Annotated in this window: 17 protein-coding genes; 9 read left to right on the top strand and 8 right to left on the bottom strand. The window is 33.3% G+C overall.

Annotated features, from left to right (window positions below):
* Positions 1–33 precede the first annotated feature (33 nt).
* From Q7I96_04135 to Q7I96_04100, 8 genes are all read left to right on the top strand, one after another.
* Positions 34–2,697 carry a valine--tRNA ligase gene (locus tag Q7I96_04135; GenBank protein MDO9626802.1) on the top strand — a complete coding sequence of 888 codons (2,664 nt, stop codon included), beginning with the start codon at positions 34–36 and terminating at the stop codon, positions 2,695–2,697.
* A gap of 126 nt (positions 2,698–2,823) precedes the next feature.
* A complete protein-coding gene (aroA, locus tag Q7I96_04130; GenBank protein ID MDO9626801.1) occupies positions 2,824–4,095 on the top strand; it encodes a 3-phosphoshikimate 1-carboxyvinyltransferase in 1,272 nt (423 codons plus the stop codon).
* 281 nt (positions 4,096–4,376) lie between these two features.
* Positions 4,377–5,009 (top strand): VTT domain-containing protein, encoded by a 633-nt coding sequence (locus Q7I96_04125; GenBank protein ID MDO9626800.1) that lies wholly within the window; start codon positions 4,377–4,379, stop codon positions 5,007–5,009.
* A gap of 39 nt (positions 5,010–5,048) precedes the next feature.
* Positions 5,049–5,594, top strand: a complete 546-nt coding sequence (locus tag Q7I96_04120) for a manganese efflux pump MntP family protein (GenBank protein MDO9626799.1) — start codon at positions 5,049–5,051, stop codon at positions 5,592–5,594.
* A 332-nt stretch (positions 5,595–5,926) separates the two neighbouring features.
* On the top strand, positions 5,927–6,385 hold the full coding sequence (locus Q7I96_04115) for a GTP-binding protein (GenBank protein MDO9626798.1): 459 nt from the start codon (positions 5,927–5,929) through the stop codon (positions 6,383–6,385).
* Between the two features lie 236 nt (positions 6,386–6,621).
* Entirely contained in the window at positions 6,622–7,248 is a 627-nt protein-coding gene (gene nth / locus Q7I96_04110; GenBank protein MDO9626797.1) for an endonuclease III, read from the top strand.
* Positions 7,249–7,350: 102 nt separating this feature from the next.
* Positions 7,351–7,731 (top strand): DUF2085 domain-containing protein, encoded by a 381-nt coding sequence (locus Q7I96_04105; protein ID MDO9626796.1) that lies wholly within the window; start codon positions 7,351–7,353, stop codon positions 7,729–7,731.
* A complete protein-coding gene (locus Q7I96_04100; GenBank protein MDO9626795.1) occupies positions 7,715–8,341 on the top strand; it encodes a zinc ribbon domain-containing protein in 627 nt (208 codons plus the stop codon). Before Q7I96_04105 ends, Q7I96_04100 begins: the two co-directional genes overlap by 17 nt.
* 71 nt (positions 8,342–8,412) lie before the next feature.
* On the opposite strand, the gene Q7I96_04095 is transcribed toward Q7I96_04100, so the two are convergent.
* The 8 genes from Q7I96_04095 to Q7I96_04060 form a co-directional block, all read right to left on the bottom strand.
* Positions 8,413–8,718 (bottom strand): hypothetical protein, encoded by a 306-nt coding sequence (locus Q7I96_04095; GenBank protein MDO9626794.1) that lies wholly within the window; start codon positions 8,716–8,718, stop codon positions 8,413–8,415.
* Positions 8,719–8,894: 176 nt separating this feature from the next.
* Positions 8,895–10,094, bottom strand: coding sequence for a cation:proton antiporter (locus Q7I96_04090; GenBank protein ID MDO9626793.1), 1,200 nt, complete (start codon positions 10,092–10,094; stop codon positions 8,895–8,897).
* A gap of 273 nt (positions 10,095–10,367) precedes the next feature.
* A complete protein-coding gene (locus Q7I96_04085; GenBank protein MDO9626792.1) occupies positions 10,368–12,548 on the bottom strand; it encodes a DHH family phosphoesterase in 2,181 nt (726 codons plus the stop codon).
* 260 nt (positions 12,549–12,808) lie between these two features.
* Positions 12,809–13,300, bottom strand: coding sequence for a hypothetical protein (locus Q7I96_04080; protein MDO9626791.1), 492 nt, complete (start codon positions 13,298–13,300; stop codon positions 12,809–12,811).
* Between the two features lie 254 nt (positions 13,301–13,554).
* Positions 13,555–13,938 carry a desulfoferrodoxin gene (locus Q7I96_04075; GenBank protein ID MDO9626790.1) on the bottom strand — a complete coding sequence of 128 codons (384 nt, stop codon included), beginning with the start codon at positions 13,936–13,938 and terminating at the stop codon, positions 13,555–13,557.
* A 99-nt stretch (positions 13,939–14,037) separates the two neighbouring features.
* Positions 14,038–14,619 (bottom strand): rubrerythrin family protein, encoded by a 582-nt coding sequence (locus Q7I96_04070; protein ID MDO9626789.1) that lies wholly within the window; start codon positions 14,617–14,619, stop codon positions 14,038–14,040.
* A 245-nt stretch (positions 14,620–14,864) separates the two neighbouring features.
* Positions 14,865–17,009 (bottom strand): thioredoxin domain-containing protein, encoded by a 2,145-nt coding sequence (locus Q7I96_04065; protein MDO9626788.1) that lies wholly within the window; start codon positions 17,007–17,009, stop codon positions 14,865–14,867.
* Positions 17,010–17,159: 150 nt separating this feature from the next.
* Positions 17,160–17,702 (bottom strand): DUF1697 domain-containing protein, encoded by a 543-nt coding sequence (locus tag Q7I96_04060; GenBank protein ID MDO9626787.1) that lies wholly within the window; start codon positions 17,700–17,702, stop codon positions 17,160–17,162.
* Between the two features lie 420 nt (positions 17,703–18,122).
* Here Q7I96_04060 and Q7I96_04055 point away from each other — a divergent pair, with 420 nt between their 5' ends.
* Positions 18,123–19,049, top strand: a complete 927-nt coding sequence (locus tag Q7I96_04055; GenBank protein ID MDO9626786.1) for a DUF2121 domain-containing protein — start codon at positions 18,123–18,125, stop codon at positions 19,047–19,049.
* Positions 19,050–19,121 lie beyond the last annotated feature (72 nt).

Below are 19,121 nucleotides of genomic sequence, written 5' to 3'. Positions count from 1 at the left end.
GAATATATTCAAAATACCTCAGGAGAGAGGAAAATGACAGTTGATGATATTCCAAAGGATTACGACCACAAAAAAGAAGAATATTGGCAGAAAACATGGCAAAAAAATCAACTTCACAAGTTCATTGGTGATGGAACCCGCCCTAGATACATAATTGACACCCCACCACCATATCCTACTGGTTCTATTCACATGGGCCACGTTTTAAACTGGGCTTACATTGATATGAATGCTCGTTTTAAAAGGATGAAAGGTTTCGATGTGATGTTTCCACAAGGATGGGATTGTCACGGCCTTCCCACAGAAGTGAAAGTGGAAGAAACCAATAATATTAAGAAAAATGACGTTTCTCGTGAAGAATTTAGGCAGATGTGTGTAGATTTGACCCGGGACAATATTGCTATGATGAAAACTCAGATGCAGTCCATGGGATTTTCACAGGACTGGAGCAGGGAATTTGTAACCATGACTCCAGAATACATGCACAAAACCCAGTTATCTTTCCTTAAAATGTTTGAAAAGGGCCTGATTTACCAGGGAATTCACCCAGTTAACTGGTGTCCTCGTTGTGAGACGGCTATTGCCTTTGCTGAGGTAGAATATCAGGAAAATGAAACTTACTTAAACTACTTGGAGTTTCCGGCAGAAGACGGCGAAAAAGGAGTAATGATTGCTACTACTCGTCCAGAACTCTTATCTGCATGTGTGGCGGTGGTAGTACATCCAGATGATGAAAGATATCATGATTTAACTGGTAGGAAAGTTCAAATCCCTATATTCGGCAGGAACGTAAAAATAATCACGGATACTGAGGTAGACCCGGAATTTGGTACGGGAGCAGTCATGATCTGTACCTTTGGTGATAAAACAGATGTTTCTTGGGTCAATAAATATGATCTGGATATTATAGAGGCCATTGATGAGAAAGGAATAATGACTGAAGTTGCTGGAAAATATCAGGGACTCACCATGCCTCAATGTAAACAACAGACCATTGAAGATCTGGAAAAAGAAGGATTTTTAGTTAAAAAGGAAAATGTAGACCAGAATGTTGGCCAATGCTGGAGATGTAAAACTCCTATTGAAATTTTAGTCAAAAAACAATGGTTTGTAGCTGTAAAAGAACTCTCCAAAGAAGTAGAAGAAGCAGCCAATACTATGGATTGGATTCCTGAGCACATGAAAATTAGATTACTTAATTGGTCGGAATCTATGGAATGGGACTGGTGTATTTCCCGTCAGAGGATTTTTGCCACACCAATTCCAGTATGGTACTGTAAAGACTGTGGGAAAGTTCATGTAGCATCTGCGGAAATGATTCCTATTGATCCCACTCAAAAACAACCAAAAAACCCATGTGAATGTGGTTGCAGTGAGTTTTTAGGTGAAGAAGATGTTTTAGATACCTGGATGGACAGTTCCATATCTCCTTTATCCATTGCTGGATGGCCAGATCCTATTTATGAAAATTACTTCCCTGCAGATTTAAGGCCACAAGGACACGATATTATTCGGACCTGGGCTTTTTACACTACTTTAAGATGCAAAGCACTCACTGGAAAAGAACCATTCTCTCAAATTGTGGTTAATGGTATGGTTTTCGGTGAAGACGGTCATAAAATGAGTAAATCCCGAGGCAATGTAATTGCTCCAGAAGTCGTTTTAGAAGATTATGGTACAGATGCACTCCGATTATGGGCCTCCAACAGTGTGCCTGGTTCTGATGTTCCTTTTGCCTGGAAAGATGTTAAATATGGATATAAATTTTTGAGAAAGTTCTGGAATGCATTTAGATTTATCAGTATGCATATTTTTGACTTTGATGGGGAAGAAAAACAGATTAAACAGAATCTTAACCCCATGGATAGCTGGATTTTATCTAAGCTCAATCAATTAGTATTGGATTCAACTGAGGCCATGGAAAATTTCAACTTCGCCCAAGTAGTCAATAAAACTCAGAGCTTTATCTGGCACGATTTCTGTGATGAATACATAGAATCGGTTAAATACAGGCTTTATGGGGATAAAGCCAGCCCTGAATCAAAACAGGCAGCTCAGTACACCTTAAAAACGGTGGTTGAAACTTCATTAAAGATATTGTCCCCTATAACTCCTCACTTTACAGAAGAAGTTTATCAACATTTAGGATATGATTCCAGTATCCATCAAACTTCCTGGCCTGAAGTTCAAACTGATTTAATCAATGCTGAGATGGAAAAACAGGGCGATGTGGGAGTGGAAATAATTGGAGAGCTTAGAAGGTTTAAATCATCCTCTAAAATACCTTTAAATGCTCAATTGAAGTCAACTATTATTTATACTACCAATTCTGGAATTTATGAAGAGATTGAACCATTATTAATGGATATTAAAGGAACTCTCAATATTCTGGATTTGAAACTGGAAACTGGAAAACCAGATACTCAGGAGATTGTGGTGGAAATCACCCCACTTATGAGTAAAATTGGCCCGGAATTTAAGGGAGACGCTCCTAAGATATTAGGATATTTACAATCTAGAGAACCTCAGGAAATCGCCCAAACCCTGGTAAATGATGGAGAAATCATCATTGAAGGCCATAAAATTACCGAAGATTACATGACTATGAAAAAAGAGTCAGTAGGCAAAACTGGGGAAAAAGTAGAGATTATACATCCTGAAAAGATGGATATTGTATTGGAAATTGTTATTAGATAATAAATTAGATATTTAGGAAGATTATATAATGATAATTTAAATTAAATTATTCCTAAATTGTCTTTTAATAAAATCTTTTATAAATTTCGAGATAGAATTTTTAATATCATATTAAAGCGTGGGAAAATGGAGCTTGTAGTCAAAAAATCTTCAAAAATTTCAGGAGTAGTTAAAGCACCTCCTTCCAAAAGTTATACTCATCGAGGAGTAATTATAGCTTCTCTTGCCAATGGAAAATCTTTTTTGAATGATCCTTTATCTTCAGAAGATACTTTAGCGTCTCTAAACGCTTGTGAATCTTTCGGAAGCAATATCCAAAAAATTGATGGTCAGTGGGTGGTAGATGGAGTTGATGGAATCTTAAAAACTCCGGAAGATGTGATTGATGTCAAAAATTCGGGAACAACTCTGCGTATCATGACATCAGTAGCTGGACTCGCTCCAAACCACTCTGTATTCACGGGCGATAGTTCTTTAAGGACCCGGCCTATGCAGTACTTGCTTGATGCTCTGGAACCGTTAGGTGTCTCAGCAGTGTCTTCTAGGGCCAACGGACGTCCTCCTATTATTGTTCAAGGTGGCTTTAAGGGAGGAAAAACTTCAATTCCAGGAAATGTAAGCTCACAATTCATTTCATCCATTATCATTGCTGGTGCTCTTGCTGAAGAACCTGTAGAACTGCAAATCGTGGGAGAATTTATTTCTGAATCTTATGTAGATATGACTCGCCATGTTATGAGTAAATTCGGAGTTAAAGCAGATTATAACTCTTCTGATAGAATATTTTCAGTCAAACCTCAAGAATACCAGGCCACAGAATACACGGTAGAGGGAGATTATTCATCTGCATCATATCTAGCTGGGGCGGCAGCAATATCTGATGGGGAATTAACTATAAAAAACCTATTTAAAGATTCTAAACAGGGAGATAAAGTTATTTTAGACATTATTTCACAGATGGGTGCGGATGTAGAAATCAATAAGGATAATGTTGTGGTCAAAGGCAATGGTGAATTAAATGGGATAAATATTGATTTGCACAATGCTCCTGACCTTTTACCAACTTTATCTGCATTAGGGGCCCTGGCCCAAGGCACCACTACAATTAGTGGGGTTGAACACGCCAGATTCAAGGAAACAGATCGTATCAGTACTTGTACCCAGGAACTGACTAAATTGGGAGTTAAGGTCAAGGAAAAAAAGGATGGTATGATTATTGAAGGTGGAGTTAAATCCGGTGTGGTGAAATCTCATGGTGATCACCGCCTGGTAATGGCCTTAAGTTTAATAGGCCTTAAAGTTGGGGTTAAAATAGAAAATGCGGGTGTGTATGATGTTTCATTCCCGAATTATCCGGCCATTATGAATAAATTAGGATGTAATATGGAACTAAAATAAACTTTTAAATTTTATAATTATTTTATATTATTTTATAGATCTAAATGGAGTTTCTTCCTTCTCTCTTTTTTATTCTTTTTTAATTTAAAATATAAATCAATCTGGGATAAAGAGTAAAAAAAATAATTAAGAGATTTCAATATCAATATCTGAAATTGTAAATAATGTAATGAAACTCTCAAATAATGATCAGTTCTTTTAATAAATAATAGGGTTTGAATTCATTTTATTTGGATTCAATATCAAATACCAATTTAATATTGTTCAATGGGGCTTAATTCATGCTTGAAGAACTAACAACGCTTTTACAAAATTTTATAATAAGTTATGGCGCATTAGGAATCTTTTTTGCCAGCATTCTGGAACAGATTATTGCTCCTATTCCTTCCACAGCAGTTATAATGGGATCCAGTTTTTTTATAATGGGGAATTCTCAAGTTTCATTTTTTTCATTAGAAAAACTATTTTTATTCATAGCGCTGCCAGTTGCCTTTGGAGTCACTATTGGTGCTTTAATTATTTATGGTGTAGTATATAAAATTGGTAAGCCATTTGTTGATAGATGGGGCAAATTTATAGGATTATCCTGGGAAGAAATAGAAAAAACCGAGGAAAAATACTCAAAAAGTAATTCACTGCTTTTATTTCTATTTATGACCTGGGCTATTCCTATTTTCCCCAGCGTAGTCATAAGTGCGTTTTGTGGTTTCATTAAATTTGATATTAAAAAATATATTTATGTAACTTTTTTAGGGACTCTGGTTAAGGCCTTTGTTTTAGGATTTGTGGCCTGGCAGTTTGGAAGTTTATACTCTTCTTTGGGGCCTAAAATGGGTATTTCAGAAGATCTGGTTTTAATTGGATTGATAATAGCTTTCATAGTTATTATTACCCATAAAAAATACAAAAAATAGATAATTAAAATAATATAATTAATTTAAAGAGTTTTTAACATGGATTTAATTTCTATATTCTTATTAGCAGTAGGGCTGGCCATGGATGCCTTCAGTGTTTCCATTACCAGAGGATTAACTTTAAAATGTAATATTAAGTACGCTCTAATTATTGCCATATTTTTTGGAGGATTTCAGGCAATAATGCCAGTACTGGGCTGGTATTCTGGCATGCAACTTCAAAGTCTTATTTCTACAGTTGCTCCCTGGATCGCATTTATACTTTTAGCTGCAATCGGTATCAAAATGATTTATGAGAGTTTCTCATCAGAAGAAGAATGTAAATTTTTTTCACTTAAAGACTTATTGGTTCTTTCTATTGCAACCAGTATTGATGCCTTTGCCGTTGGTGTGACCTTTGCTATTTTAAACATTTCCATAATCACGCCGATTATAATCATTGGGCTAGTAACATTTGTTCTTTCATTCATAGGAGTTTATATTGGGAAAAATGTGGGCCATCTATTTGGAAATAAAATAGAGATTCTGGGTGGCCTAATTTTGATAGGAATTGGACTTAAAATACTACTGGAAAACATATTATAAAATTTGAAAAATGAAGTTTAAAAATTATTAATTTATTTAAATAATTTTTTAAAAATCAATTCTTAAATATAACTTCTCAATCTAACTTATTCTATATTCTCCCCTAAAATTCAAGTAATTTCTTTATCTTCTCAGTAGATTTTACTCAGTAGATTTTAGATATAAAAATATAATTAAAGGTGTAACATTGGATTTCACTCTAAAGAGTGATTAGTAACAAATTATATAAAAGATAAAGTTTATTTTATTATTAGTTAAGGAGTAGTTAATTGGTGGGGGCTTTTAGGCTACTAATAATATCTCATTTTTCATAAATCTTTAAGGATGGGAACATGAACGGTAGAAAAAAAGAAACTAAAATAGTCATTTTCGGAGCATTTGATTCGGGAAAGACCACGACCTTAGATAATCTTTGCGAAAAGAAAACTAATGTGGAGTACAATGGAACCACTATTTCCCTGGATTATGGAAATACACATGTTAATGGAGAAAAAGTACACCTTTTTGCTTCTCCAGGCCAGGAAAGATTTAAATTCATGCGGGAGATACTTTCTACAGGTTTAGATGGTGCCATAGTGGTGGTGGATAATTGCCGTGGAGTTACAGACATGGAATCGGAAATAATGTCTAAACTGGAATCAGGTAATGTTCCTTATGTCATTTTTGCCAATAAACAGGATTTATCTAATGAAAAACTTTCAATTACTTGTAGTGCAGAAATCGTTCCCACAATTGCTACCAATGGGGCAGGGCTAAGATACGGCCTGGAAATACTGTTAGAGAAGATTTAAATAATTATTAATCTTAAAATACTTTTAAAAAACACTTAAATACTATCTTAATTTCTTATAATTACTTTTAAAATACATTTATTCTTTATATTTGTTTTAAACCATTTTTTTTATTACTATTTATTTAATTTAATAGATATGAGATTAAATAATAAAATAATTGAACTTAAAAACAATTAATTTAAATTAATTATTAATTATGTGGTGTTAAAATTCCAGAACGTATTGAAACTATAATGGATGAGCTTAGAGTTCTTTATAATCTTCGAGTTTTTGAAGATAAAGATCCTTACCGTGTTTTAATTAGAACCATACTTTCCCAAAGGACTCGAGATGAAAATACTGATCAGGCCAGTGCAGAATTATTTGCTGAGTACCCTAATATGGAAGATGTGGCCATAGCTCCTCAAGAAAGATTAGAAAAGCTGGTTAAAAAAGCAGGATTTTTTAGAGTCAAATCCAAAAGAATAAAAGAAGTTTCTAATATTTTACTGGATGAATACGAAGGGATTGTTCCAGATACCATGGATGAACTTTTAAAACTTCCAGGTGTGGGCCGTAAAACCGCCAATTGTGTTCTGGTTTATGCCTTTGAAAAGCCAGCCATTCCCGTAGATACTCACGTGCACCGTATCTCTAATAGAATCGGTCTAGTAAATACAAAAGACCCTGATGCAACTGAACGTGAACTGGAAAAAGTTGTTCTTAAAAAGTTCTGGATTGAATTAAATGACCTCATGGTACAGTTTGGCCAAGATATTTGCAGGCCCATAGGGCCCAAGCATGAGGAATGTCCCATTGCTGAGATTTGTGATTATTATCAGGGTATTTTGAATCAGGAAGAAAATGAAAAAGAAGACTGATTTTTAATTTATTAGTATTTTCAATTTAAATAATATGGACATATTTTTCTATTTAGATGTAATAAAAAATGATATTATATTTAAATCTATTAAAGATTAATAATGAATAATCAATTTTTGTCTGAAGAATCTAAAAATCTTTCAAAAGTGTACATCTGTCACCGTTTACCTAATCGGACTTTTAAAATTAGAGGATATTACTTTCCAGTTTGTTCTCGATGCATTGGAATGTATATTGCGGCCTTTTCTTATTTCGTTTTAGCTATGTTTTATTATATTAATTATGACTTAACTTTAATGATAACTGCCTTATTATTAATAATTCCTACATTTATCGATGGGTTAACTCAATTAATCGGTTTCAGAGAAAGTAACAATACATTAAGGTTTTTTTCAGGTTTAATTGCAGGAATTGGTCTTGCAATATTCATTAAATACTTTAAAATAATATTAATGGGGGTTAATTATGGTTTATTGTCCTAAATGTGGAAAGGAAAATACTGATCAAAATAAGTTCTGTGATAATTGTGGAATAGAATTGACTAAAAGTGTGAATAAGGATCATCAAGTTGATAAACAAGCTAAAGGATTGCAGGGTTGGTGGAGTCAGCAAAATTCTGGTGTTAAAGTATTGAGTATATTTGGAGTTTGTTGTATAGGCCTTATATTGATTGTTGGGATATTTGGAATGTTATCACCTGATCAAAATACATCTAATGTGACAAATACTTCTTTAGATGAGCCCACAACTACAACTAATACGACAAGTGGTGTTTCTTCTCCAACGTGGCATAGTGTAGCAACTTTCACAGGTACTGGGGATAAAGATACCGACACATTCCAAATTAAAGGAGATAAATTTAAGTTAAAAGTTACAGCCAAAACAGAAAGCTTAGAATATGGTCTTTTTTCAGTATATGTTTATCCAGAAGGTGAAACAGCATCTTATTCTGGCCAAGGAGCTATTGATAGTTTTGATAAAAACACTGAAACTGATGAATTCTTTATAAACGCTGGTTCTGGCACTTATTATCTTAAAACAATAGCTGCAAATTTAGATAAATGGAATATAGAGGTTTTTGACTATTATTAAACCTCATTTTTTTCATTTAAAATTTTAAATAATCAAAAAAAATAGTTATTTAAATATTATTTCAAATATTATTAGATCCTTTTATCTGGAATTCTTTGTTGTTCAGCAGTTCCTTTTCCAGATTCTTTATCTTCATCATATCTTTTAGCTGATTTTTTAGAACTATGTTCTGCTTGTGGCCTTATAAGGTTCCTTTCCAAGAAATAACGTTCTTCAACCAATCTATTTAGAACTTTCTTAAAATCAGGCCTTGATAAATCTGGGAAATCCAGTATTAGTGCACTATATAATCTTTTTTCAATATAAACGCCATTATGTTCTTTTAAAATCTCATCAGCCCTATTTTCTATTTTTAAAAGTTTATCGTTATCAGTCATTTTTTATCTCCGTAATCTAAAGGTTTTAAATTATAATATAATAGTATGTTTTTTCTAAATAATGTATATTTCTAAAATCTATCATCTAAAATTAAAGATTTGAAAGCATTTTTTCTATTATCAATTAATAAGCATTAGTTTATTTAAAAAAGTTTTTCATTGAAGATGATTTTAAATTATTTAACTTCTTCAACTCCAAAAGCACTCTTACCCACATACCGCACGGCCAGGGCCCCTAAAGGTGAAGTAAACAATATTGATAAAACAGCAATGGCCAGAATCAGCTCCCCAGAGGCCACACCCGCGGCCAAGGGTATGGCCCCTATGGTGGCTTGTACCGTGGCTTTAGGTATGAATGAAACCACGCAGAATAGTTTTTCTTTTAAATTAAATTCAGTTCCCATAAGTGAGATATAAACTCCAGCACTACGGGCAGCTAAACCTATTAAAAGCACTAAAATACCAATTAAAGTATAATTCCAAACTAATAGAAGATTTACCTGAGATCCTACCAGTACAAATACTAGTATTTCAGCAAATATCCATATTTTATTGAAAGTATGGGATAATGGAACTCCTAAATCACTTCGGCGATCCATAATCACGAAACTGAGAACCATAACTCCTACCAGCCCGGCCAAGGGGATTATAGGTGTTGAGAAATCCCCTATATTCTTTAATATTATGGCAAAGGCCAGTACCAGCAATGCTTTTTCAGTATTGTGAATATCGAACTTTCTAAATATGGTCAGAGTAACTAATGCAACTATAAAACCAATTACCGCGCCTAAAACGATGGAAATGGGTATAGATAAGATTTCTCCAGCAATGTTTATGGAAGATCCTCCATAGATTCCCATAATGGCTGTAAAGACGGCAATAACTATTACATCGTCCAGGGCAGCGCTGGCCAGAATCAGATTAGGTATTCCTTTTGAGGTACCGATTTTTTTATCAATAAAAGAAAGCATTTGGGGTACTATAACTGCCGGAGATACAGCGGCCACAATGAATCCTAACATGGCTGACTCTAAAAGTGGAATTCCCAGTAAAAGATGGCCCACTGCCATTATGGTCAGACCTTCCAGTAAGCTGGGTATAAAACTCATCTTAACTACCGAAAGGCCCACATTATGGATGGAATCTTTATTTATACCAAAACCAGCTCGCAGGAGAATAATTATGAGTGTTAAGATTCGGATGTCTGGTGAAATATTCATTAAATTGCTACTAATTAAATTGAAACAATAGGGCCCTATTAAAATTCCCAGGATTAACATTCCAAAAAAACCAGGCATTTTGATTTTTTCAAATCCCTTAGTAAATACCAATCCCAGTATTATGATTATTGCTAAAGAAAGGGCCACGGACTCCATTTTTATCGCTAAATTATATTATAAGATTTATTTTGTTTTTTGATTATAAAAATTAAAATAATAATAAATCTTAATCTAAATTTTATTATATTTAATTTAGATTACTATTTAATTAATTTAATGAATTATGGGTAATTTAAAATCAAAATAGTAAAATAAGTTTTAAAATTGGACTAAAAGAAGTTTAAAAAATACACTTAAAAAAATCAAATGAAAATGAAGATAATGTAAAATAGAATTCAAAAGATTAAAAAATTAATTTCATCTAAGATATTAATCCTTTAAATCCGCTATTTCATCTGCAAAGGCCCCTAAAACCTTATCAGACAATCCTTCCAGGTACTTTAGGGAACCGGCACATTCGTGGCCTCCACCATCAATTCCAGCTTCAGGAATGGCATCTGCCAGTTTCCTAACCACTTCATTTAAATTGAAGCCGAATTTTTCATTAACTGCATCGGTAGCCCTTATAACTCCAAAGTCCGGTCCAGTGGCCAAGGTGACTATAGGGCGCTCTTCGCCGTGTTTTTGTACCATAGCATCATGGACAAATCCACAGGTTTTTCCAGGAGCAGGGAAGGTAAACCGGTGGGCGTAAAGTTCTACATCCAGTACATTGAAGAGAACTCCATTATCTAATTCCTTGGATTTTAAGTTTGGTAAGGCAGCACGCAATTGGGTTGCAACACGTTTGTTAAATTCTTTATACAATGCATTTAAAAGCTTTTCGTGTTTGTCCTTGTTTTCCAAATTGAGAATGGTATCGATAATGCCTCTACCATTCATAAATCGCAGATAAAATGCTTCAAAATCAATACATTGGGCTATTTTTTCCAAATCTTCTAAATTGTAACCTTTTGATTCGGCCAGTTTTATGTACTGGCTTGCCTCATCAGAACGGGCGTGATCTCCCACGGCTGCAATTCCAGGCAAGTGTAAAACTTTATCAGTGACATCGGGGTTCACCATTTTAGCTACTTCCACAGAAAGTGCACCTGCAGTGATTTGAGAGTCTCCACCAACTAAATATGGGTTCACATGCACATCCACGTATTCATCAACTTGCACTTTACCATCTATGACTTCTCCAGGGAAGTGGTGATCAATTACCACTATTTCAATGCCGTATATTTTGGCCTTCATCAGGGCCAGAATGTCTTCTTCTGTGGATCCATTATCCAGGAGAACTATTAATGGTAATTTTTGGCCGTGGCGTTCGAAATCTTCCAGTGCAAAGGATAAATCCTTAACAACATCTTCTAATTCGTAAAAGGGTGCTTTACTCGGAGCCCTTTTAAAGTAATGCCATTCAGCATCGCTATTGTGATTCAATTCTATTAATAAAGGAACCACGGCTTTTTCCATGGCCACACCAGCACAGATTCCATCTGCATCGGCATGGTGCCTAACTAGGATTGATCTTCCGTCAAATACGGCTCTTCTAATGGCGTGAGCGGCTTCTTTCATTTTTGGCCGTAGCTTTTCCAGTGTTTCACTTTCAATCAGAATTGCAGTGGTTTCAGGCTGGGCCTTCTCATCAATTGCTGCATCAATAAGCTTTCTAATTTCCTCTGATTCTTCGCTGGAAAGGCCTTCAATAGATTGAGATTCAATCTGGATTTTTCCACTGTGCTGGTTAACTTCACCAATTACTTCCGCAATATCGCCCATATCTATTTCCGGATAGACTCTAACTCCTGCTTCATCAAAGGCGGCAGCCCAAGTAGTGCTGGTCTCGTCAGATATGGTGAATATAGTAGGTCCGGAGGTCTGTTGAATCTGAATTACTTCTCCCACTATTCTTACATTTCTTCCCAGAGTTTTAGTAGTTATATCTCCAATTAAAGTACGGGCCAGATTCTTTTTAAGTGTAACCAGTTCATAATCTCCTTTTATGTTGGCAGGTCCTAAGTCCACTTCTCTTCTTTGAGGCTTTAATTCGATGACTCGGACAAATATTTCATCCCCTACATTGTAACCAGAAGCTCCAGTTCTCATTAATCCCCATACTTGATTTGAGAGACTTACAAAAACTCCATATTTTTCTACTCGAGTAATTTTTCCTTTGTAAGCAGATCCTATTTCCAGATCAGACATCTCACAAGCTGCTTGAAGGACGTAAACTATTTCTTTTTTGTCCTTACAATCATCACAGTATTCAGTATCGTTATTTAAAATTTTACCACATTCCCTACAAACATTTATTTCTCCTGCTCCTTTACAAACAGGACAGCTTTCATGTAATTCAATTTCCCCTTTTCCTTTACATACTTCACAGGGGACGTCATGATCCTCTTCCAGGTCAAATCGCTGGCGAGCATTAGTAGATACTCCTTTAAAATGGCTTTTAACATCTTCAGAAGATGCATAACCCGTTCCGCCACAAGCATCACATTCTTTGTGGCCTGTAACTTCATAACCTTTCCCTTTACATCCTATACAAGTTTTATTCATGTTATTCCTCATATTTTAAAAAATGATTTATAAAATTTATCTAATTAATAAAATTAGCTAATTAATTGAATTTATTAATGTAATCTATTAATCAAAATAAATTAATTGAATTATATATTATTAAATTTTATATTTAATATAATATTATGTTTTATTGATTATTAGTATAGTCATTTGACTATATACTATTTTAAATATTTGTTAATTCTATTAGTTTTTAATATAGAATTAACTAAAAATTTAGAATTAACTAAAAATTTTTATTTGAATTTGTTTGGATTTTCTTTAACCATCTGCTCTTTTTGTTTTTGGAAATCCTGAGCATTTACCATCATACTGTTAGCAGAACGTAAATTACTATTTGCAGTTTCATTATCTCCTGTTTGGAACAACTGTCCTGCAGTTCTAAGTTCAGAGGTGGCATTTAATTTAGCATCTATTTCTGATAAAACAAGCTGTAAATATTGAATATAAACATCATCCTGAGCACTTTGAGCATAAGATTGTGCCTGGGAGGTTAAAGTTCTTGCAGAATTATACTCGGTAAATGCACTATCGCACTTATCTAGACTGGCATTAATTTCGCCGTTGTTAATGTCTTTTGCTGATTGATTGTAATAATCATCTCCTTTCTGGAGGTGGCTATTTATCTGAGAACTCAATTGATCAATTTTAGTGATATCTGATTGAGTACATCCACAGATCAATGTTATAGCAATGAGAATAATTAGAATCATGAACTTGGTCTTCATCTATTCCACTTCTTCTTTTTATGATATTTAAAAATTATGAACATTATACTAAAATAAGTAATATTCATAGTCATTTTATAAAATAATTTCTTATAAATTAAATTGTGAACCTTATTTTGAATGAAAATGTAATTTTTTTAAATTTAAAATTTTATTTAAATAAAGAATTTAAATTGTTTTCAAAAAACTTAAATTAAAAAATAAAAAATTAATTAGAAAAAATATGGCTAGGAAAAATAATAATTGAAATTTGATTAACCATGCCATAGGCCGTGGATTATACAGTATTCCCTAACTTTTAAATCCTTAATTTCATCTTCTTCTAATTCAAATTCGGCAGAAGGTTCATCTCCCGGATTCAATGTTTTTCTGTAAACTTTTCCATCTACAATAACTTCTATTAAATGGATGTAGTGACTTTCTTCCATAGGGTGTGGAACTTCACCTACTTTAACTATTACTCCATTTTCTGTTTTCTCAACAATTGGAATGTGTTTTTCAGGGCCTACATCAGTCTGGCGCTCTACTAAAAGTTCCATTGGTTGTCCGCAGCAAACTAATTCTCCACCGCCTACTTTAACAACTTCAACCATGTTTCCACAAACATTACATCTGTAAATTTGATTAAGTTCAACCATTTTCTTTTCTCCAATTAATTAATTTCAATATTTTATTAGTATTTAAAATTTAATAATAGGGTAATTTCAGCTTATTTGAATTAAATGTACTTATCAAAGCTAGTAAGTTTCACTGAGTATCTGGTAGTACTTGGAAGGATGATCACAGGCCGGACATTTAACTGGAGGTTTTTTTCCTTGATGGAAATATCCACACTTGCGACAAATCCATGTAACTTCTTCTTTTTTATTGTAAACAGTTCCAGTTTCCACTAATTTCAATAAATTCATGTATCGAGCTTCGTGATGTTCTTCTGCATTAGAAATGGCTAATAATCGCTCTGAAATTTCTGGGTATCCTTCTGTTTTGGCTATGGCCGCAAATTCCGGGTACATCACTGTATTTTCGTAGTGTTCTCCACCAATGGCAGCAATAAGATTTTCATCAGTGGTTCCCAAGATAAGTGGGGCTTCTGCTTCTACAGTTAAATCTTCTAATGATTCATCAGCTTCCCTTAATTCTTGAATTAGTCTAAAGAGCCATTTGGCATGTTCTCGCTCATTATCTGCTGTGGCAAGGAAAATTTCAGAAATCTGCTCGAACCCTTCATTTTTAGCAACTTTGGCATACAGTGTATACCTGTTACGGGCTTGACTCTCTCCAATGAATGCTTTGGCCAAATTTTCAATGGTTTTTGTCATAATATGCACCTCAAACATTTTCTTATCATTACCTTTTTTATTCTTCATGCATTATAAGTTTATTTTATTACAATTTTTGCACTGTATTGGGTTGGGTTTAAAGATTTTTTAGTAAAAACTTTTGTTAAAAAGATTAGAATAATCAATTATTTCTAAAAATATCTTCTATTAACATAATATCTTCTTCAGAGTCTTTTTTTTTTCATTGAATATTATAAATGGGTATTGGACATATGCTCTCAATTTTATTGTTCAATAACTTTTAATAATTCCTTAATTTCAGTTAAAGGAGGTTTACAATCTTTATCACTACATACATAAAATGTACATTTATTTTCCGGAGATTTTTTAGCTTTTAAGGATTCTGAAACTTCAAATGGCAATTGTAAACTACCATTCTCTTTAGAATTTTCTTCTTTTGTTTCAGTGGGAGTTATATCCATAATTGTAAGATTGGGAATATATCTTATAGATAAATCTGCTCTAAGTTTTTCATGCATTATCATGGATTGATTTTTGTTGTTGCAAACCACAACAACATTATAAGATGACCCTAATCTAAAATCAATAGCATTTATCATATTGGTATGGGCTAAAGGGGATCTTTTTATCTTTTCGGTGAAATAATGCTCTATTCCCAAGGCCATTTCTTTTAAGGACTCATCTTCACTTATATGGGCCATTTTCAATAAATTCATCATCTGCACAGAATTTCCAGATGGAATGGCACTATCATAACTTTCTCTTTTCCTTAAAATTATTTCTTCTGCATCATCTGAAGTAAAAAAGAATCCTCCTGATTTTCCATCTAAAAAATGATTAACCAGAGTTTCATTTAAACTAAATGCATATTTTAAATATTTAATTTCAAATGTAGCAGAGTATAGTTCCATCAGACCCCAAATTAGGAATGAATAATCATCTAAATTCCCATCAATTGCTGATTCTCCGTCTTTATATCGATGAATTAATTTTCCATTTTGATATAAATTATTTAAAATGAAATCAGCAGCTTTTTGAGCGGATTCTAAGTACTTTTTATTCCCTATAACATTAAATCCACGAGCTAAGGCTGCAATCATGAGTCCATTCCAGTCAGTCAGGATTTTATCGTCTTTTTGGGGATGTATTCGATTTTTCCTATGATTAAAAAGTTTTTCCAGGCATCGGGCAACAGTTTTTGTTAGATCATCAAGTTCAAGGCCTTTTGCATTAGCAAAATCTTTTAAAGAATTTTTTAAATGGATTATATTCTTTCCGTTCTGTTTTCCAGTAGATTCTTCTTCAAAATTTCCGAAAGTCGAAATATTGAATAATTCGCAGATTAAAGGAGCATCCTCTCCTAAAAGGTGATCTATTTCGCTTTTTCTCCATAGGTAAAATTTACCTTCCACCCCTTTGCTGTCGGCGTCCTCTGCCGAATAAAAACCACCTTGGGGTGATTGCATATCTCGAATTACATATTCAAAAACTTCTTTGGCAATATTTTGATAGAGCATATTTCCAGTTGCTTGAAATGCCTCTAAGTAAGCCATAGAAATCAAGGCCTGATCATATAACATCTTTTCAAAATGAGGAACCACCCACTGAGGGTCTATGGTGTAACGGTGGAAACCAAACCCTATATGGTCGTGAATTCCACCATAATACATGTTATTCAGTGTAATTATGGCCATATTTAAAGAATTTGGATTTAAAGTCCGCTTCCAGTGCCTTAATAAGAAAAAAATATTAGTAGGGCTTGGGAATTTTTGTATCATCCCAAAACCACCATAATCATAATCAAAACTTTCTTCCAGGGATTGATAGGTTTCGTCAAAAATTTCCTCACTGAGAAGTGCACCTGGAACGTTTTCAGAAATCTGCTTTAACACGGCAACAACTTTATCTGCCGACTTCATAGCTTCCTGAGGATTTTCATCCCATAAAACTTGTATCTTTTTAATGAGTTCTTTAAGGCCTATACGTCCGTATTGACTTTCTCGGGGAAAATAAGTCCCTGCAAAAAAAGGTTTTTTCTCAGGGGTTAATATTATGGTTAATGGCCAGCCACCACTTCCCGTCATCATTTGACACACATTCATGTAGATATTATCTATCTCTGGCCTTTCCTCTCGATCGACCTTAATGGGAACAAATACTTCATTAATTAGTTTGCCTATTTCAGGGTCTTCAAATGATTCATGGGCCATTACATGACACCAGTGACAAGTTGAATATCCAATTGATAGAAAAATGGGCTTGTTTTCTGTTTCTGCTTTATTAAATGCATCTTCACCCCATGGATGCCAATCCACAGGATTGTACGCATGTTGTTGGAGATAGGGGCTTTTTTCTTCAATTAATCTATTTTGGTACTTATTTTTTGATTCTCGATCCGGGTAAGACATTTTTATTCCTCAATAGATTCTAAAATCTAATTTATATAGAATAATAATAATAATAATAATTTAAAGTGTTAAAACGGAATAATTATTAATTATAATCAATTTGGACGATCAAAATGGTATAATAATTGAAATGATAATGGAATGTTTAAATTAGGTTTCATCAAGTCTTTTGAGAATCCTATTAATCGTTCTCCAAGTTCTGGTGGTCACATTTTTACTGAATTCTTTGTCCATCCAGCGCATTAAATTCGGTTTTTTCGTCTTAGTTAAGTCAACTATGCTGTAAATAGCATTATGCTGTATTCCCAAAAGGACAAAGCCATTATTTTTAAAATGATATGGGAATTCAATATTGTTGTTAGGTTTATTCTTTAAAAAAGTGACATTTAATTTGCATTTAGAAGTATCCCTCCGGCCATTAAATGGTTCTGAATTAAAAATAGATTGTAATTCATCTCTGCTACGAACAATGGTGGTACTTGTAAAATTTAGCTGTTCTGGAAGTGATTTTTCAATTATATCCTCGATTTCAGCTGTATTTGAGGTTTGACTTTCAAATATGACATTACCACTGGAGAGAACTGTCTGAACATTTTGAAAACCAATATCTTCAAAAAGACTCCTTAACTTATTATTATGTATATTGGGGTTAGAATGAGTTATTCCTCTAATTAGAGCTACATACTGCCCCATTTTTTAACATCCATTTATATATTTCTATTTGATTAGATAAATTCTAATTTTTTGGCTTTATTTAAATTCATAATTGGCCGGATACTTATATTGTCCACATTATTGCCCAATGATAATTGTTAATAATTTGTAGTTAAATTTAAATAAATGTATCATTATTTATCCCTCTGAAATGAAAAATATAAAAACTACAGAACTTAAAATAGAGATAGAAACTATTTACCATGGTGAAATAATTAATTCAAATTTATTTAATTTATTAATCTATGATTTAGATCAAGAATTTTTAAATAAAATTTTATCATTAATATTATTTTATCCTAATATTATTTTATCCTAATATTGGTTTAACAAATTTATAATACTAATAAATAATGAATAATCTAAAATAATGAATAATAATTGTATGGATGTGTTTTCATGAGTCTTATAATGTCTTATATTGGCAGTAAAGGTTGCGTAATTGCTGGTGACAAGAGAAGAATTGCTTACTTTGGAGATAAATCTAATAGGGAACAGTTAGAAGAAGAATTGTATGCTGGAGCAATTATTAATGATAACGAATTGCAGGCAAGAGCATTAGATTTGGGAATAACCCTTAAAATTAGTGATGATGTTTGTAAAGTTCGCAGTGTAGGAGAGGTTGTCGTTGGTGAAGTAAGTGTTAAAAGCCCATTTGAAACTAAACGGCGGCGTATTTATGGAACAACTAATGGCTATCAACTTGTGGAGTTATTAGGTTCGGACATAGCTAAAATGGAAAAAGGTGAAAGTTCCATAGTTGTTTTTGGAAATAAGATAACTAAAAAAATGGCCAATGAAATTATTACAAAGCGATGGGAAAATAAAACAACCTTAAATGGGATATCTGACATTTTTAAAGAAGTAATGTCTGAAGTGGCTAAAGTTTCACCATCAATTAGCTCGAAAAACGACATTTTTATAAAACATCCTAAATTAGACAAAAAGGAAGCTCAAAAGTTATTAAGAGAAACTATACTGCGGGATGTTAAACTTCTCAAAAAATGGAGAGAAAAACTTCAAAATGACCTTCTAGAAAAGGCAGAATCCATTAAATTGGCCTCTAATATTCTCACTGGAGGGGAAATTGGGCGTGTGGTCTCTATTGATGAAGAACTGCTGGAAATTATTTTAGGTAAAAATGTGAGGGCTTTTGACAATAGGTGGAAACCGGTGGCCCTGCCTGGTGAAAAAGTTTTGATGTATTCTGATGAACCTAAAGATGTTTTGGTGGGTGATGTGGCAGTTATAGAAAATGAAAACCTTTGTCTAAAACGCAATAATTCAGCACTTCGCTGCGATGTTATACTTTGTAAAACAGAATAAATTAGGTAAGATTATTTCAGAAACTAACACAAAATTTTATTATTAATAATGCAATATAATTTTATAATATTA

It is taken from the genome of Methanobacteriaceae archaeon, assembly GCA_030656015.1.
Classification (GTDB): domain Archaea; phylum Methanobacteriota; class Methanobacteria; order Methanobacteriales; family Methanobacteriaceae; genus UBA349.
This window is presented reverse-complemented; position numbering and strand designations above follow the sequence as displayed.

Coding starts and splice junctions, on each gene's coding strand:
- Q7I96_04135 (MDO9626802.1), top strand. CDS start 34: ATGACAGTTGATGATATTCCAAAGGATTACGACCACAAAAAAGAAGAA.
- aroA (MDO9626801.1), top strand. CDS start 2,824: ATGGAGCTTGTAGTCAAAAAATCTTCAAAAATTTCAGGAGTAGTTAAA.
- Q7I96_04125 (MDO9626800.1), top strand. CDS start 4,377: ATGCTTGAAGAACTAACAACGCTTTTACAAAATTTTATAATAAGTTAT.
- Q7I96_04120 (MDO9626799.1), top strand. CDS start 5,049: ATGGATTTAATTTCTATATTCTTATTAGCAGTAGGGCTGGCCATGGAT.
- Q7I96_04115 (MDO9626798.1), top strand. CDS start 5,927: ATGAACGGTAGAAAAAAAGAAACTAAAATAGTCATTTTCGGAGCATTT.
- nth (MDO9626797.1), top strand. CDS start 6,622: ATGGATGAGCTTAGAGTTCTTTATAATCTTCGAGTTTTTGAAGATAAA.
- Q7I96_04105 (MDO9626796.1), top strand. CDS start 7,351: ATGAATAATCAATTTTTGTCTGAAGAATCTAAAAATCTTTCAAAAGTG.
- Q7I96_04100 (MDO9626795.1), top strand. CDS start 7,715: ATGGTTTATTGTCCTAAATGTGGAAAGGAAAATACTGATCAAAATAAG.
- Q7I96_04095 (MDO9626794.1), bottom strand. CDS start 8,718: ATGACTGATAACGATAAACTTTTAAAAATAGAAAATAGGGCTGATGAG.
- Q7I96_04090 (MDO9626793.1), bottom strand. CDS start 10,094: ATGGAGTCCGTGGCCCTTTCTTTAGCAATAATCATAATACTGGGATTG.
- Q7I96_04085 (MDO9626792.1), bottom strand. CDS start 12,548: ATGAATAAAACTTGTATAGGATGTAAAGGGAAAGGTTATGAAGTTACA.
- Q7I96_04080 (MDO9626791.1), bottom strand. CDS start 13,300: ATGAAGACCAAGTTCATGATTCTAATTATTCTCATTGCTATAACATTG.
- Q7I96_04075 (MDO9626790.1), bottom strand. CDS start 13,938: ATGGTTGAACTTAATCAAATTTACAGATGTAATGTTTGTGGAAACATG.
- Q7I96_04070 (MDO9626789.1), bottom strand. CDS start 14,619: ATGACAAAAACCATTGAAAATTTGGCCAAAGCATTCATTGGAGAGAGT.
- Q7I96_04065 (MDO9626788.1), bottom strand. CDS start 17,009: ATGTCTTACCCGGATCGAGAATCAAAAAATAAGTACCAAAATAGATTA.
- Q7I96_04060 (MDO9626787.1), bottom strand. CDS start 17,702: ATGGGGCAGTATGTAGCTCTAATTAGAGGAATAACTCATTCTAACCCC.
- Q7I96_04055 (MDO9626786.1), top strand. CDS start 18,123: ATGAGTCTTATAATGTCTTATATTGGCAGTAAAGGTTGCGTAATTGCT.